Raw genomic sequence first — 14,497 nt, forward strand, 5'->3', positions numbered from 1 at the left:
GGCAGCATGACTTCGCACAAAAAATTATTTCTCCGCTTTTGGGGACTCTAACCTTAACGAAGGGCTGAACTTTTTCTTATTTCATCCACCTCGCCAAGAAGAGTGAACATTCTTGGTGTGAGCGCGTAAAACGCGGCACCTTTCTCCGAGAGTATAATTTTCCGGACGTCTTTTCCTCGTTTGACTAAATCAAATCCAATACTATTCTCCAGTTGTTGTAGGTTTTTGATAATAAGTAATTCATCTTCTCCAGTTATCACGGCTGTCTCTTTAATGCTCTTTGTTCGTACCAGCGTGATGAAGATCTTTAATTGCTCAATATTCATTCTGCCGCCTTGTCATGAGGCACGATTAATGTGCTGCTGCGATGTCATCTATAACATTATTTTTTTATGCTTAAAAGATTCGGCGAATGGAAAGGGGCGTGATTATTATGTGATTTTCTTTGGGTTTTCTATTTCATAATGAAATTCAGTCATTTCATTATGGTATTTTTCTGTAATTTCAAAAGCCAGAATTGTGAAATATATCACTAATTAAAAAATATTCCTGAAAGTTAATTTCTTTTAATTTCAGTGGTTTGCTTGATTTTTCTTAATGTTTTTTTATTTTGGCACATGAAGTGCAATTAAAAGGGGGTAATCAACACTGGAGAAATTTTAATGACGTACAAAATTTTACTTCCTCAGGAAATTATGCGTGAAGGAAGAGAGTATCTTGAAAGCCGCGGCTATCAACTCATTGATGGCTCAGGAATGGAAGAAGAGGATATTATTCGTGATATCCCTGACTGTGATGGCATTATCGTTCGTCTTTCCAAAATGTCTGATCGCGTATTTGAGGCAGCGAAAAAACTGAAAGTTGTGGTTCGCCATGGCGCTGGTTACGATACGGTAGATCTGGAGTCTGCAAAGCGCCACGGTGTTATTGTTCTCAATGCCCCTCTTGCCAATAGTATGTCTGTTGCTGAACTGGCAATTTTTTATATGTTGCACTGTTCGCGTAATTTTAAACTGGTAGAAGAAAAGATGCTCGAAGACTATTACTGGGCAAAATTACGCACACCAAAAGTAGAATTAGACGGTAAAGTTTTGGGTTTAATTGGCGTAGGTAATATTGGTTCACGTGTTGCGATTAAAGCACTGCATGGATTCAATATGAAGGTTATTGCCTATGATCCCTATAAAACAGCGGAACAAGTTCCCGAAGGCGTTGAGCTTACGAATGATTTTGACCGTATCTTCAAAGAGAGCGACTTCGTCTCATTACACTGCCCGACCACAGCGGAAACAATTGATTTTATCGGTGAGAAACAATTCTCATTGATGAAGTCGGATGCTTTTTTAATCAATACTGCCCGTGGCAAGCTTGTTGACGAAAAGGCGCTTTATCACGCCCTTGCAAATAATCTTATTGCCGGTGCAGGTGTCGATGTATTGAAGAAAGAGCCTTTCGATGCTGCCGACCCTATATTCAAACTGAACAATATCGTTATTGGTCCACATATTGGTGCGGCAACACAAGAAGCGACCGATCGGGCGTCTTTACATTCTGCAATTGGTATTGATGAAGTTTTATCTGGCAAAAAACCATCCTGGCCGGTCCCGGGGTTTTAAGGAGAATATATGTCTATTGGTAATCGTGTATTTACTCAACGCCCGGCATTTGATGTGGAATTATTAAAGCATTATGAGCAACTGCCTGCCGCCAATATCGCGGATACGATGAATCGTATTGCTGTACTGGGAAATGGTATTAAACGAATCTCTTCGCCCAAAAAGCCGATTATGGCCGGTTATGCTATTACCGTGAAAGCCCGGGCTGGCGACAATTTAATGCTGCATGCCGCGCTTGATATGGCAACGGAAAATGATGTGATCGTTGTATCCAACGAAGGCGATCGTTCCAGGGCGCTGATGGGCGAAATTATGGTAGCGTATGCGCAATGCACCAAAAAGGTTGCCGGTATTGTGCTGGACGGCCCGATCCGCGATATTGATGCGCTTTCTGTACTGGATTTTCATCTCTACGCCACCGGTTCGAACCCTGCAGGCCCGTTCAAAGAAGGTCCGGGAGAGGTTAATACCCCCATCGCTGTAGGAGGCGTCGCAGTTTGTCCAGGAGATCTGATTGTTGGCGATGCTGACGGGGTGATTGTTATCCCTCTCAATGATGCTGCGGCCTTGCTAGATAAAGCAAAAGAATATTCCAAATTCGATGCGGGTAAAGTCGAGGCCGCAAAAAATGGCACCGCAAACCGCGCGTGGGTAAGAAAGTCATTGGATGAAAAAGGCGTTGAGTTTATTGACAGCCTGTATCGTTAAAAATGATTAGATAATTAAAAGCCACACCGCCGCATGCGGCGTGTGGCTGATAAATAAAGGTAATCGAATATGCTTTATCTGAAACTCCTGCCCATTATCTTTTTTCCAATCTTATTCTGGATCACCCCCCATCCTGAAGGTGTATCAGCACAAACATGGGAAATGGTAGGTATTTATTTAGCCATGTTGTGCGGCCTGGTCTTAAGACCATTTACTGATTCAGTAATTATGCTGATCATTTTGGGTTTTGCTTCACTGGTTATTGAACCCGGCCCACTTTTTGCCGGTTTCGGTAGTCCAATGGTCTGGTTTATTATTAGTGCATTTATTATCTGTAAAGCCTTTGTCATTACCGGCCTCGGTAAACGTATCGCCTATATGTTATTGAAGCGCTACGGCAAAAATACCCTGACGCTGGGCTATCTGATGATGGTTACCGATACCGTGCTCGCTCCTGCTACGGGATCGAACATGTCGCGTTCAGGTGGTATCACTTTCCCTATCTTCAGGAACATAGCCGAAGCGTTAGGTTCAACGCCGGAAGAGGGAAGCCGGAAGATAGGCGCTTATTTAACCATACTGATGTATGTGGTATCGATGGGTACCTCCAGCCTGTTTATGACCGGCATGGCCACCAACTCCATTACCGTTTCGCTGGCGAATGAGATCATGAAAGTCCACCTTGAGTGGATGGTATGGTTCAAGGCCGCGATCGTTCCTGCCGGGTTAGTGTTACTGCTTGCGCCATGGCTACTGTATAAGCTGTATGCGCCGGAACTTAAAACCATCACTAATGTAAATGAAATCGCGGAGCAGGGGCTGCGTGAACTGGGACCGGTGAAACGCGAAGAGAAACTGCTCATCGTTTTCTTTGTTCTGGGGATCATCGGCTGGATGACCGGATCGGTAACAGGCATTGATTTTATTCCCGTAGGACTGGCTTTCCTCGCCTGCCTGCTGCTGTTTGGTGTGTTGAGCTGGAACGATGTGGTCAGTGAAAAAACCGCCTGGCAGACTTTCGTCTGGTATGGCGCATTCTATGGCTGTGCCGTTGCGCTCTCGAAGGGCGGGTTTTATGTCTACCTGGTTGATGTGATCAAAGGCTATCTCGATTTGTCACAGCTGAGCGAACTCAGTGCAATTGGCGTGCTGGTCTTTATTAGTCTTGCCGTCCGGTACTTCTTCGTTTCGAATAGTGCGTTTGTTGTTTCGTTCTATCCAGTGCTGTTCACGCTTGGCATGACAACACAGGCCAACCCCATGTATATCGCGCTCTCGCTGGCATTTTCGGCAGGGTACGGCGCACTGCTCACCCATTATGGCAACGGCGCAGGTGTATTCACCTTTTCGAGTGGTTACGTGCCGCAAAAAACCTTCTGGTTACTTGGCTCGATCATGGTGCTGGTTAACGTGCTGGTCTTTTTCCTGATCGGCATTCCTTACTGGAAGTTTATCGGTATCTGACAGGAGTAATACGATGAAACTGGATATCCTGATCAAAAATGGCCTGGTGCCGGATATTGATAATGACAATTATGTTAACCGCAATATTGGCATAATAGGCAACCGCATTGTCGATCTGAATCAGGTAGATGCCTCGTCGGCAGAAACGATCATTGATGCGGCTGGCTGTATTGTGCTTCCTGGATTAATCGATTTTCACGCCCATGTATTTCATGGCGGTACAGCTATTAGCGTTAATCCCGACGTCACCTGTTTGCCTAACGGCGTTACCAGTGTGGTGGACGCAGGAAGTAGTGGTTGGGTGAACTATGCGCTTTTTCGCAATACTGTTATTAACACTGCAATGGTAAAAATAAAAAGTTACCTGAATGTGGTTAATATTGGGTTATCCACGTTAGGCGGTGGTGTGACGGGCTATCTTGAAAACACCAATCCAGCAAACTATAACGTCGAGCGCATTGCCCGCACACTGGCAGAAAACAGCGATAATATCCTCGGCCTTAAGCTGCGTTACAGCCAGGATATTGCAAAGGACAAAAATTATTCCAGCGATCCTTTTTTCGCTTCGGTGGCGCTGGCACGGGAGCTGGGAACCAGCCTCTGTGTGCATGTCACAGATTCATTGCTTGCGGCGAATGAGCTTATAGGGCATTTCGCAGCTAATGATATTTACGCGCACTGTTTTCACGGCACTGGGAACGCATTGCTCGACGCTCAGGGAGAAGTGTTCCCCGAAATTTTTGCGGCGAAACAGCGTGGTGTAGTATTTGACTGCTCAAATGGCGTAGCCCATTTTGATTTCAATATTGCCCATAGTGCCATGGAACAGGGATTTTACCCGGATATCATCAGTACGGATTTAACCCAGAGAAACTGTTTACGCACAGATAAGGTGTATAGCCTGTTGTTTGTTATGTCGAAGTACCTGAATATGGGCATGTCCTTTTTTGATATCATCCGTGCGGTTACCGCAACACCGGCCAGGTTGATGAAAATGCAGGGGCAAATCGGTGTCCTGCAACCGGGAGCCAGCGCAGACATCTCTATCGTCAAACTTCGCCAACACAAAATTGTCTTTGAGGATACGAGAGGCTCGCGCGTCACAGGTGATCGTTATATCGACAACTGTGCCACGCTGGTTAACGGCGCGATCGCGTACCGGCGCTTACATTTCTAATGCTTTGCTGCGATACGTTTTCTGTTATGCCCTGCTTTGGCAGGGCTTTTTGCTTTGGGTTAAGGATAACCTGAAGCTCAGTGTATTAATGAGAACACCCTGTTAGTATGACGTGATGTACATCATATAAATATGAGAAATATATGCAGAACCATGATATTGCAATTTTTTCAGTTTCCAGGACAATTACACAACGCATCTCCAATGTCCTAATTGAACGAAAGCTGGATATCCCGGTTTACGAAATTTATTATTTTGATGTCATCGAAAAAGCGCATGAACTAATCCAGCGCGGGACTAAAATAATCATTAGTCGCGGAGGTACTGCGGCACTGCTGAGAAGCCATATCACTATTCCCGTGATAGAAATTGCGCATGATTTGCATGGTATTTACCGAATCGTACAAGAAGCGAAAAGCAAATCTCAAAAGATTGCAGCCGTCGGCTTTCCTCAATTTTGCAATGTGCTGCGCCATTATCAAAATATGACCGGTGATGAATTCAAAATATGCCAGGTTTATAACCATAACGATATAGAATATGTTGTTAAGAATCTGGCTGACAACGACTATCAGCTGGTTATTGGTGGTTTAACGGTAGCTGAGATGGCGAGGAAATATTCACTTAATGTCGTTATGGGTGATACAGATATTATTTCCATTGAGCAGGCACTAAATGAAGCATTCAGTTTGTTAAAATACATTGAAGCAGAAAGTAGCAAGCTTGCAATTAGTTATGCCGCGCTGAACCAGTCTCGCGAAGCGATTATGTCTATCGATCAGACAGGGGAGGTGATAGGTGTTAATACAGCCGCGCAGACGCTGTTTCGCTGTCAGCGCGGTGACAAAATATTCAAAAAAGACCTCTTCAAAAATAGTTACGAAAGCATAATTAACGAAATTGATGTAAAAGACCAGCCTATTGAAGTCGATGGTGAAATCATCCTCTTGACCATCAAGCATAGCGCTCATAGGCATAACATTTATAGTGTGATTACCGGTGTCAGGCAGGGTGGAACCACAAATTCTGGCTTACACAACCATAAAAAAAATACTGCCAAAGGGTTCGTTGCTACCTATTCTTTTGCTGATATAGTGGGCGAGTCTTCTTCGATTTTATCCGCTATCGAACGGGCGAAAATTTATGCCCGGCATGATTTACCCGTCAGTATTTTGGGGGCGACGGGGACTGGCAAAGAGTTATTTGCTCAGAGTATTCATAATGCCAGCGCCCGAAGCTCGGAGCCTTTTATCGCCATTAACTGTGCGGCCATCCCTGAAAGCATGCTTGAAAGCGAGTTGTTCGGTTATTCTGAGGGGGCATTTACAAATGCACGGAAAGGCGGTAAGCCCGGTATTTTTGAAATGGCGATGAACGGCACTGTCTTTATTGATGAAATCAGCGAGGCACCTTTATCTGTTCAGGTTAAATTACTGCGCGTCTTACAGGAAAAACAGTTTAGCCGTATTGGCGGAGATGCGCTGATAACGGCCGATTTTCGCTTAATTACAGCCAGTAATAAAGATATACAGCAGCAAATTATCAACGGAGAATTTAGAGAAGATCTTTACTACCGTATTAATATTCTTGAGCTCAGGTTACCTGCCTTATGTGAACGGCCTGGCGATGTGCCATTAATTGTTGCATCCCTGTTATCCCGACATGGCAGAAAACTCAATTTTACTGACGATGCCATCGCCTATCTTAATCAATACCCCTGGCCTGGCAATGTTCGCGAGTTACAGGCAGTCATCTACCGTCTTATGGTTCTGCTTAATGGTGAGCAGGTCGATAAAACGCTGTTGCAGACTATCAGTAAAATTTTGCCTTCTGTGGAAAGTGAGAGCGCAACCGAAGAGGGAAGCGATCTATTGAAAAAGCAGGAGCGAAAATTGATTGCCCGTGTTGTGAAAGAATGTGAAGGCGATCGTAACAAAGCGTCGGCAATCCTCGGTATTAGCCCGACGACCTTATGGCGAAAAATAAAAGAGTATAGCCTTTAAAAACGAGCTTTTTCAGCAGGCCTGGCGCGCCGCTTGCATCGGTAAAGTGAAGACTTTCCGGGAGCCCGTGCATGATAGCCAATTCATCGACGACCATTCGTTTCCTGCTCGCCTCGCGCCAGTGCGAGCTGAATAACCTGCGCTACCTGCTGCAAAGCGGCGAACTGGTGGGCAACATCAGCCAGTTGGTTCATATGCTGCAACGTGAGCGGGGCACATCGAACATGTTTCTGTGCGCCAAAGATGGCCAGTTTACAGATGAACTGCTGCTGCGTGAGAACGAGGTGGCGCAAGCGCAGGCACCCTTAATGGAACATCTGGACAGGCTGGAAAGCCAGATAACGCTGCTGCCGCAGGCGAGCCGCCTGTTCAGCCATGTCGCCAGCGTGGTGTATGCGCTCAGCCTGCTGCCCACCCTGCGCCAGCAGATCCGCCAGCGCGCGCTGCGTATACCGCAGGCGATGACCTTTTTTAATGACATTATTCGCCACTTACTGTCACTGGTGTTCGAGCTTTCCGACACCGCCGCAGAGCCGGCCATTTCACGTGCGCTGATTGCCATGTTCAGCTTTATGCAGGGCAAAGAGTACGCCGGGCAGGAACGGGCCATTGGCGCGGCGGCCTTTGCCGTGGGCACATTCAGCGATGAGACGCAGCAAAAGCTACAGGATCTGATTGAGCGCCAGGAGCGCTATTTCGCCACCTTCGCCGATTTTGCCGACGAAACGCACCGATTACGCTGGCAGCAATTAGCCACCGACAGCCAGTTTGAGCGCTTACGACGTATTGCCTGCACCGGGCGTGAGGTGATGGAGGCAGACAGTTGCCTGCGCTGGTTCGCGCTGGCCACGCAGCGCATCGATCAGATGAAAGCGCTGGAGGATACGCTGGCGGAGTCGCTGATGGCGCATTGTCAGGCCCGGATCGCGCAAACGGAGCAGGCCAATAGTGAACAGCGGGCCGATCTGGAAAGCCTGACTCTCCCGCAGGAGAGTGAAGAGAGCCGCTACTCGGTGTTTATTGATTCTCACGGCTGGCTGGAAAGCGGTGGTGTTCGCCCGCAACTTGGGCGATCGCTATTAACGCTGGTGCAGCAACAATCCCGGCGCTTACAGGCGCTGGACAGCGAACTGGCGACGCTGCGCGAAACGCTGAATGAACGTAAAACCATTGAGCGGGCCAAAAGCATGCTGATGCAACACCAACAGATCAGTGAAGAAGAGGCCTATAAAACCCTGCGCCGGATGGCAATGAACCAGAATAAAAAGCTGGTTGAGATTGCCAGCGCGATGGTGGCGGTAGCCGATGTTTTTCACTCTACTCCCTAGGGAGTATTTGCACGTGAAGTGTGCGAAATCTGCCCTTTGATAGTGCGTTAACGCGAGCGGCATCGGTCTGTTTTTGCGTTGCAGGCCAGAAAAAAAGCCCGTCTGCCATCCTGGCATAGCCCTTGCTTTACTCAACAGGTACATCAGACATAACGCAGTCACGGCCAACGGCGGTCGGAACAGCGTAAACCGGACAACGGCGTCCATAAGCGTGCAACTGAGCACGGGCTTATGGGCGTCGTTTTTTTTTGCGTTCCCGCAAGGGTGAGCAGCGCGAGGGTGGCAATGAGTAACAACAACAGCAAAGGTATGGCGGTTTCCCGTCGTCAGTTTTTACTGGGCAGCGCAGCGCTCGGCGGCACGCTGTTGCTGCCTTCGGTCATGAACCGTGCATGGGCTGCCGGTTCCGACGCGCCGGAGTTGAATGAGATCCGTGTCGGGTTTATTCCGCTGACGGATTGCGCATCAGTGGTGATGGCCGCAGTAAAAGGGTTCGACAAGAAATACGGCATTACCCTTGTGCCCAGCAAAGAGGCCAACTGGGCGGCGGTACGTGACAAGGTGGTATCCGGTGAACTGAGCGCCTCGCATATGCTGTACGGCCAGCTTTATGGCCTGCAAATGGGCTTGTCCGGTGCGCAAACGGCGATGGCAGTGCTGATGACACTCAACCAGAACGGGCAGGGGATCACACTGGCAAATCAGCTACATGACGCAGGTGTCAGTGATTTGCCGACGCTGCAAAAGCACATCGCCGCCAGCCCGGCAGGCACTTTTACGTTTGCGCAAACCTTCCCGACGGGCACCCATGCCATGTGGCTCAACTACTGGCTTGCCAGCGCGGGCATTCATCCGCTCAACGATATCCGCAGTGTAGTGGTGCCGCCACCGCAAATGGTCATGAACATGAAGATTGGCAACATGGTGGGTTACTGCGTGGGTGAACCGTGGAACCAGCGCGCCATCAGCGACAATCTGGGGTTTACCGCTGCCACCAGTCAGCAGATCTGGCCGAATCATCCGGAGAAAGTGCTCGGTACCCGTGCCGACTGGGTAGAGAAACACCCGAACAGCGCCCGTGCGCTGACCGCCGCTATTCTCGACGCCTCCCGCTGGATCGATGCCTCAGAGGATAACCGCCGCGAAACGGCACGTGTCATCGCCGGGCGCGCTTACCTCAATACCAAAGAGGAAACCATCCTCGGTCGTATGCTCGGCCAGTACGACAACGGCATCGGCAAAAGCTGGAAAGATGATCATGCCATGCGTTTCTTCCACGACGGTTCCGTCAACTTCCCCTGGCTCTCAGATGGTATGTGGTTCCTCACCCAGCATAAACGCTGGGGCATGCTGACAACCGACCCGGACTATCTTGCTGTCGCCCGCCAGGTTAACCGCATTGATATCTACAAACAGGCCGCCGCCGCTGTTGGCGGTGTGTCACTGCCGGACAGCGACATGCGCAGCAGCGTGTTGATGGACGGCATTCGCTGGGACGGTAGCAACCCCGCTGCCTATGCCAACAGTTTTAGCGTGAAGAAGTGAGAGGTTGCATATGAAAAGTCAGGCGAAAATTATTCCCATCCCACAGGACCTTACCCCCACCGCAGCGCCGCAGGCGGAAGTGGTTGCGCTGCCCGCCAGTGTGCGGGTGCGCCGCCGCCCGTCATTGCTGCGCCCGTTGATGCAGCGCGTGGTACCGGCGCTGCTCGGCCTCGGCTTGCTGCTCTGTTTGTGGCAAGTGGCGGCGCTGAACAGTAAAAACTTCCCTACGCCGTGGCAGACCTGGCAGGCGGCTCTGGTGATTTTTGCCGATCCGTTTTATGTCGCCGGGCCTAACGATCAGGGTATTGGCTGGAACGTGCTTGCCTCGCTGCAACGTGTGGCGACAGGATTTGGTCTTGCTGCGCTGGTGGGCATCCCTGCCGGGTTTCTGATCGGGCGCTTTCGTTTTGTTGCCAACATGCTCAACCCGCTGATCTCGTTGTTACGCCCGGTCAGTCCGTTGGCCTGGTTGCCGATTGGTTTACTGCTGTTTCAGCGCGCTGAACCGGCGTCCAGTTGGACCATCTTTATCTGCTCCATCTGGCCGATAATCCTCAATACGGCAGAAGGCGTGCGGCAGATCCCGCAGGACTACCTGAACGTGGCGCGGGTCATCAAGCTTTCGGAGTTCGCCATTATGCGCAAAATCCTGCTGCCCGCCGCGCTGCCTGGCATTCTCACCGGCATGCGCTTATCCATCGGCATTGCCTGGCTGGTGATTGTCGCCGCCGAAATGCTCACCGGCGGCATCGGCATCGGTTTTTGGATCTGGAACGAGTGGAACAACCTGAACGTGGAAAACATCATCATCGCCATTGTGGTGATTGGGGTAGTCGGCCTGCTGCTGGAGCAGGGGCTGATGTGGATAGCCAGCCGTTTTAACTACAGCAGCCGCTAAGGGGGCCATGATGCGTACAAATCCCATTATTCAGGTACAGCAGGTCAGCCAGCGTTTTCACACCCGCAGCGGTGAGTTTCTTGCGCTGGATAACGTCAGTTTTGATATTCACAGCGGCGAAACCCTCAGCCTGATTGGCCATTCCGGCTGCGGTAAATCGACCCTGCTGAATTTGATCGCCGGGCTCACCCTGCCGACCAGCGGCGGTTTGCTGTGCAATAACCGCGAAATCGACGGGCCAGGGCCGGAGCGCGGCGTGGTGTTTCAGAACCATTCATTGCTGCCGTGGCTGACCGCTTACGACAATGTGGCACTGGCGGTGCGCCAGGTATTTCGCGGTGAAATGGGCAAAGTGGAGATGCATGAATGGATCATGCACAACCTCGATCTGGTGCATATGTCTCATGCATGGAATAAACGCCCGCACGAAATTTCCGGCGGTATGAAGCAGCGGGTTGGCATTGCCCGCGCGCTGGCGATGAAACCCAACGTGTTGTTAATGGACGAGCCTTTCGGTGCGCTGGACGCCTTAACTCGCGCGCATCTGCAGGATGCAGTGATGGAAATTCAGCAACGTCTGCGCACCACCATTGTGCTGATCACTCACGACGTTGACGAAGCCGTGCTGCTCTCAGACCGGGTGCTAATGATGACCAACGGCCCGGCAGCAACGGTTGGTGAAATCATGACCGTCGAGCTTGAACGCCCGCGCTCGCGCGTGGCGCTGGCGGAGGATGTGCACTACCAGCGTTATCGCCAGCAGGTACTGCATTTCCTGTATGAAAAGCAGCCAAAAGCGGCCTGACCTCTCTTCACTTCTGTCGATGTAAGGATCGGATGATGAAAAAGCCTGTATTAGTGGTGGTAGGGCACGGCATGGTCGGCCACTACTTCCTTGAACAACTGGTGGAACGTGAGCTGCACCAGCACTATGACATCGTGGTCTTTGGTGAAGAGAGATTACCCGCCTACGACCGCGTACACCTGTCGGAATACTTCGCCGGGCGCAGTGCCGGGTCGTTGTCGCTGGTCAGCGAAGGCTTCTTTGAGCAGCACGGCATCGCCCTGCGCAGCAGCCACAAAATTGTCGCCATTGACAGTCAGCGCAGTTGCGTGCGCGACGAGCAGGGGGAAGAAACCCATTATGACAAACTGGTGCTCGCCACCGGCTCATACGCTTTTGTGCCGCCTATTCGCGGTAACACCCGCCCCGGCTGCCTGGTCTATCGCACGCTGGACGATCTGGATGCCATCGCCACGCAGGCAAAAAACGCCACCACCGGCGTGGTGATTGGCGGCGGGTTGCTGGGGCTGGAAGCGGCCAATGCGCTGCGTCAGCTAGGGCTTGAAACCCACGTTGTGGAGTTCGCACCGCGCCTGATGGCAGTGCAACTGGATGAGTGCGGCGCCGCGATGCTGCAACGCAAAATCGAAGCATTGGGCGTGAAAGTGCACACCCGCAAAGAGACACGCGAGATTGTTGACGGCGAGCAGGCGCGGCACCGTCTGTGTTTTGCCGATGGCAGCTGGCTGGAAACCGATCTGTTGCTGTTCTCGGCGGGTATTCGCCCGCGGGATGAACTGGCGCAGAGCGCGCCGCTGGAAAAAGGGCCGCGCGGCGGCATTGCCATTAACGACCATTGTCAGACTTCAGATGCGTCGATTTACGCCATTGGTGAATGCGCCGCGTGGAACGGGCAGATCTTTGGCCTTGTGGCGCCGGGTTACCAGATGGCGCGCAGCGTTGCGGATACGCTGGCTGCCCGCGACACGCCTTTTACCGGCGCAGACATGAGCACCAAACTGAAATTGCTCGGCGTGGAAGTGGCGTCCCTCGGTGACGCGCACGCCAAAACCGAAGGCTGCCAGAGCTACCAGTGGACCGATGGCCCGAACGAAATCTACAAGAAAATTGTGGTGTCGGGGGACGGGAAACGGTTGCTGGGCGCGGTGCTGATTGGCGACAGCGGCGACTACAGCATGCTGCTGCAAATGATGCTCAACGCCATGCCGCTACCTGCGCAGCCGGAAGGGTTGATCCTGCCAGCCCGCGCGGGCGATGCGCCAAAAGGGCTGGGAGTGGCAGCGCTCGCCGCCAGTGCGCAGATCTGCTCCTGCCATAACGTTAGCAAAGGCGATATCGCCGCTGCGGTGGCGGGCGGTTGCAGCGAGTTGGGCGCGCTAAAAACCTGCACCAAAGCCGGAACGGGCTGCGGCGGCTGTGTGCCATTGCTGAAGCAGGTGATGGAGCATGAGTTGCAGCAACGGGGCGTGGAGGTGAAAAAAGATGTCTGCGAGCACTTTGCCTGGTCACGGCAGGAGCTGTACCACCTGATTCGCCTGCATGAGATCCGCAGTTTCGACGCGTTGCTCGAACGTTTCGGGCGCGGTCATGGCTGCGAAGTGTGTAAACCGCTGGTGGGATCCATGCTCGCCTCCTGCTGGAATGAGTACCTGTTAAAGCCGCAGCACCTGCCGTTGCAGGACACCAATGACCGCTTCTTTGCCAACATTCAGAAAGATGGCACGTACTCGGTAGTGCCGCGTATTCCGGCCGGAGAGATCACGCCGCAAGGTTTGATAGCCATTGGGCAGGTCGCGCAGCGTTACAACCTCTACACCAAAATTACCGGCGGCCAGCGCGTAGATCTGTTTGGCGCGCACCTCGAACAGTTGCCTGCTATCTGGGAGGAACTCATCGCTGCCGGGTTTGAAACCGGGCATGCGTATGGCAAGTCGCTGCGTACGGTAAAATCCTGCGTCGGCTCCACCTGGTGTCGCTACGGGGTGCAGGACTCAACCGGCATGGCGATCGCCCTTGAGAATCGTTACAAGGGGCTGCGTGCACCGCACAAAATTAAGATGGCCGTTTCCGGTTGCACCCGTGAATGCGCCGAAGCGCAGGGTAAAGACATTGGGGTGATCGCCACCGATAAAGGCTGGAACCTTTATGTATGCGGTAACGGCGGCATGAAGCCGCGCCACGCCGATCTGTTTGCCAGCGATCTCGACAGTGAGACATTGATCCGCACGATTGATCGCGTACTGATGTTCTATATCCGTACCGCCGACCGGCTTCAACGCACCAGCACCTGGCTGGACAATATGGAAGGCGGGCTGGACTACCTCAAACAGGTGATCCTGCAAGACAGCCTCGGGCTGGGTGCTGCGCTGGAAAGCGAGATGCAACAGGTGGTGGCAAGCTACCAGTGCGAATGGAAAACCACGCTGGACGATCCGCAAAACCGGCTGCTGTTCCGTGGGTTCCTCAACAGCAGCCGCCCGGATGAAGCGGTGGTGATGGTTGAAGAGCGTGGGCAAATTCGCCCGGCGACGGCAGAGGAAAAACCCCGCCAGCCGCAAGAGAGCGATCTGCCCGGCAACGAATGGGTGCATATGGGCGCACTGGCCGACATTCCGGCCAATGCCGGCATGGCCGCACGCCTCGGTCAGCAACAAATTGCGCTGTTTCATTTGCCGGGAGCGGAACCGCAGGTCTTCGCTCTGGAGAACCACGAACCGGGCAGCAACGCGAACGTGCTGTCGCGCGGGCTGGTGGGCGACATCGCCGGCGAGCCCATCGTTATCTCTCCCTTGTACAAAAAACGTTTTCGCCTGAGCGATGGCATCAGCCCGGATGACGCGGCGCTGCGGTTGCGCTGCTGGCCGGTGAGAGTGGATCAGGGGCAAATCTGGGTGAAGCGCACGCCGCAAAGCCAGGCCACTTTCCCGGCAATTGCCGAGGCATCTTAAGTCAT

General features: G+C 52.0%; 11 protein-coding genes. 10 read left to right on the forward strand and 1 reads right to left on the reverse strand.

The annotated features are described in order from the left end of the window. Nucleotides 1–53: 53 nt before the first annotated feature. Nucleotides 54–326 (reverse strand): LysR family transcriptional regulator, encoded by a 273-nt coding sequence (locus RTX30_RS16830; protein ID WP_312691309.1) that lies wholly within the window; start codon nucleotides 324–326, stop codon nucleotides 54–56. A 336-nt stretch (nucleotides 327–662) separates the two neighbouring features. Between RTX30_RS16830 and RTX30_RS16835 the strand changes: the two genes are divergently transcribed. The 10 genes from RTX30_RS16835 to nirB all read left to right on the forward strand — a co-directional run bounded on the left by RTX30_RS16835 (nucleotide 663) and on the right by nirB (nucleotide 14,492). After that, nucleotides 663–1,616, forward strand: coding sequence for a hydroxyacid dehydrogenase (locus tag RTX30_RS16835; RefSeq protein WP_312691310.1), 954 nt, complete (start codon nucleotides 663–665; stop codon nucleotides 1,614–1,616). A 9-nt stretch (nucleotides 1,617–1,625) separates the two neighbouring features. Beyond that, nucleotides 1,626–2,324 carry an RraA family protein gene (locus RTX30_RS16840; protein ID WP_312691311.1) on the forward strand — a complete coding sequence of 233 codons (699 nt, stop codon included), beginning with the start codon at nucleotides 1,626–1,628 and terminating at the stop codon, nucleotides 2,322–2,324. A gap of 69 nt (nucleotides 2,325–2,393) precedes the next feature. Then, nucleotides 2,394–3,788, forward strand: a complete 1,395-nt coding sequence (locus RTX30_RS16845) for a DASS family sodium-coupled anion symporter (protein ID WP_312691312.1) — start codon at nucleotides 2,394–2,396, stop codon at nucleotides 3,786–3,788. Nucleotides 3,789–3,801: 13 nt separating this feature from the next. Beyond that, nucleotides 3,802–4,965, forward strand: a complete 1,164-nt coding sequence (locus RTX30_RS16850; protein WP_312691313.1) for a metallo-dependent hydrolase — start codon at nucleotides 3,802–3,804, stop codon at nucleotides 4,963–4,965. Between the two features lie 143 nt (nucleotides 4,966–5,108). Then, entirely contained in the window at nucleotides 5,109–6,968 is a 1,860-nt protein-coding gene (locus tag RTX30_RS16855) for a sigma 54-interacting transcriptional regulator (RefSeq protein WP_312691314.1), read from the forward strand. A gap of 71 nt (nucleotides 6,969–7,039) precedes the next feature. Then, nucleotides 7,040–8,296, forward strand: coding sequence for a nitrate- and nitrite sensing domain-containing protein (locus RTX30_RS16860; RefSeq protein ID WP_312691315.1), 1,257 nt, complete (start codon nucleotides 7,040–7,042; stop codon nucleotides 8,294–8,296). A gap of 285 nt (nucleotides 8,297–8,581) precedes the next feature. Next, nucleotides 8,582–9,841 (forward strand): CmpA/NrtA family ABC transporter substrate-binding protein, encoded by a 1,260-nt coding sequence (locus RTX30_RS16865; RefSeq protein WP_312691316.1) that lies wholly within the window; start codon nucleotides 8,582–8,584, stop codon nucleotides 9,839–9,841. 10 nt (nucleotides 9,842–9,851) lie between these two features. Beyond that, entirely contained in the window at nucleotides 9,852–10,739 is an 888-nt protein-coding gene (gene ntrB, locus RTX30_RS16870) for a nitrate ABC transporter permease (RefSeq protein WP_312691317.1), read from the forward strand. A 10-nt stretch (nucleotides 10,740–10,749) separates the two neighbouring features. Beyond that, nucleotides 10,750–11,544 carry an ABC transporter ATP-binding protein gene (locus RTX30_RS16875; RefSeq protein WP_312691370.1) on the forward strand — a complete coding sequence of 265 codons (795 nt, stop codon included), beginning with the start codon at nucleotides 10,750–10,752 and terminating at the stop codon, nucleotides 11,542–11,544. Nucleotides 11,545–11,579: 35 nt separating this feature from the next. Beyond that, nucleotides 11,580–14,492, forward strand: a complete 2,913-nt coding sequence (nirB, locus tag RTX30_RS16880; RefSeq protein ID WP_312691371.1) for a nitrite reductase large subunit NirB — start codon at nucleotides 11,580–11,582, stop codon at nucleotides 14,490–14,492. Nucleotides 14,493–14,497 lie beyond the last annotated feature (5 nt).

The sequence above is a fragment of the Kosakonia sp. genome, from assembly GCF_032052965.1.
Lineage (GTDB): Bacteria > Pseudomonadota > Gammaproteobacteria > Enterobacterales > Enterobacteriaceae > Kosakonia.

Excerpts from the sequence above, each read along its gene's own strand:
- RTX30_RS16830 (WP_312691309.1), bottom strand. The coding sequence starts at position 326 with ATGAATATTGAGCAATTAAAGATCTTCATCACGCTGGTACGAACAAAG.
- RTX30_RS16835 (WP_312691310.1), top strand. The coding sequence starts at position 663 with ATGACGTACAAAATTTTACTTCCTCAGGAAATTATGCGTGAAGGAAGA.
- RTX30_RS16840 (WP_312691311.1), top strand. The coding sequence starts at position 1,626 with ATGTCTATTGGTAATCGTGTATTTACTCAACGCCCGGCATTTGATGTG.
- RTX30_RS16845 (WP_312691312.1), top strand. The coding sequence starts at position 2,394 with ATGCTTTATCTGAAACTCCTGCCCATTATCTTTTTTCCAATCTTATTC.
- RTX30_RS16850 (WP_312691313.1), top strand. The coding sequence starts at position 3,802 with ATGAAACTGGATATCCTGATCAAAAATGGCCTGGTGCCGGATATTGAT.
- RTX30_RS16855 (WP_312691314.1), top strand. The coding sequence starts at position 5,109 with ATGCAGAACCATGATATTGCAATTTTTTCAGTTTCCAGGACAATTACA.
- RTX30_RS16860 (WP_312691315.1), top strand. The coding sequence starts at position 7,040 with ATGATAGCCAATTCATCGACGACCATTCGTTTCCTGCTCGCCTCGCGC.
- RTX30_RS16865 (WP_312691316.1), top strand. The coding sequence starts at position 8,582 with ATGAGTAACAACAACAGCAAAGGTATGGCGGTTTCCCGTCGTCAGTTT.
- ntrB (WP_312691317.1), top strand. The coding sequence starts at position 9,852 with ATGAAAAGTCAGGCGAAAATTATTCCCATCCCACAGGACCTTACCCCC.
- RTX30_RS16875 (WP_312691370.1), top strand. The coding sequence starts at position 10,750 with ATGCGTACAAATCCCATTATTCAGGTACAGCAGGTCAGCCAGCGTTTT.
- nirB (WP_312691371.1), top strand. The coding sequence starts at position 11,580 with ATGAAAAAGCCTGTATTAGTGGTGGTAGGGCACGGCATGGTCGGCCAC.